At 53.4% G+C, this 1376-nt stretch carries 4 protein-coding genes; all 4 read right to left on the bottom strand.

Annotation, left to right across the window (positions count from 1 at the left end; translation table 11 throughout):
* On the bottom strand, positions 1-297 hold a 297-nt coding region (locus PX481_RS26145), incomplete at its 3' end, for a hypothetical protein (protein WP_502888638.1).
* Entirely contained in the window at positions 282-725 is a 444-nt protein-coding gene (gene rplO / locus PX481_RS26140; protein ID WP_002757585.1) for a 50S ribosomal protein L15, read from the bottom strand. The genes PX481_RS26145 and rplO, both read right to left, overlap by 16 nt.
* A 10-nt stretch (positions 726-735) precedes the next feature.
* Complete coding sequence (rpsE, locus tag PX481_RS26135; protein WP_002757584.1) at positions 736-1257, bottom strand: 30S ribosomal protein S5; 522 nt, start codon at positions 1255-1257, stop codon at positions 736-738.
* Positions 1258-1283: 26 nt separating this feature from the next.
* The coding region (locus PX481_RS26130) for a 50S ribosomal protein L18 (protein WP_288096866.1) at positions 1284-1376 on the bottom strand (93 nt) is incomplete at its 5' end.

Raw genomic sequence — 1376 nt, 5'->3', positions numbered from 1 at the left:
GGGGTGTAGGGTGTAGGGTGTAGGGTGTGGGGTGGAGGGTGTGGGGTGTGGGGTGTGGGGTGTGGGGCGTAGGGTGTAGGGTGTAGGGTGTAGGGTGTGGGGCGTGGGGTGTGGGGTGTGGGGTGTAGGGTGTAGGGTGTAGGGTGTGGGGGGATGGGAAGGATAAATAAAAATAATCTCCTGTCTCCTGTCTCCTGCCTCCTGCCTCCTGTCTCCTGCCTCCTGCCTCCTGTCTCCTGCCTCCTGTCTCCTGCCTCCTGTCTCGGAGTCTCCTGTCTCCGTTAAATTTCTTCCCAAGTACCTTGAGCGGCGGTAATTTTCTCTTTAGCACTATTGCTAAAAGCAGCGGCCTTCACCTTGAGGGGAACGGTAATTTCACCATCACCCAAAACTTTTAAAGGGCCGTCGTTACTGGTGAGAATGTTAGCTTTTAGGAGACTTTCTAGGGTAACTTCCGTATTAGCGGGTAAAGAAGCTAATTTTTTCAGATTAACGATCGTGTATTGACGGGGGTTAACCAAAGGAAAATGCTTTAATTTCGGCACCCGGCGATAGAGGGGCATTTGTCCCCCCTCAAAACCGGGGCGAGTCCCTGTCCCGGAGCGAGATTTTTGTCCGCGCATTCCCAGACCGCAACTAGCGCCCTGGCCGGCCGAGATACCCCGTCCCACACGACGACGACGTTTAGTTGACCCCGGTTGGGGGGCGATTTCGTGGAGTTTCATGGTGATTTCTTTAGGTGTACAAATGTTCTACAGATACGCCTCGATCCTTGGCCACTTCCGAGAAAGTGCGGAGGGTTTCCAGGGCGTTAACAGCGGCTCTAGCGTTATTGAGGGGGTTATCGCTACCGAGTTGTTTAGCGAGGATATTTTTTACCCCAGCCAATTCTAAAACGGTACGGACAGCCCCCCCGGCAATAACCCCAGTCCCCGGAGCCGCCGGACGCATAAGTACCTGAGCGCCACCGGAAGCGCCCCGGGTGAGGTGAGTGATAGAACTAGCCTTAGTTAAGGAGACTTCAATTAGTTGTTTTTTGCCATCGGCCACGCCTTTACGGACGGCCCCGATAACATCCCCTGCTTTGCCAACTCCCACTCCCACCTGGCCGTTTTCATTACCGACCACGACGATAGCCCGGAAGCTGAGTTTTTTACCACCCTTAACCACTTTACTAACCCGGCGGATCTGGATGACCCGCTCTTGCCAAGTGGTTTCTTTTTCTTTTTCGCGGTTGCCTTTGCGACGTTTTGCCATAGTTTTATCAGTGTTGAAAGGATATTTTAGAAGTTTAAGCCGGCTGACCGAGCCGCTTCTGCTAAGGCTTTGACGCGACCGTGATAGAGATTGCCACCGCGATCAAAAACCACTTGTTC

Source organism: Microcystis sp. M53603_WE2 (assembly GCF_030065435.1).
The sequence above is the reverse complement of the archived record's forward strand: the minus strand, read 5'-3'. Positions and strand labels throughout refer to the sequence as shown.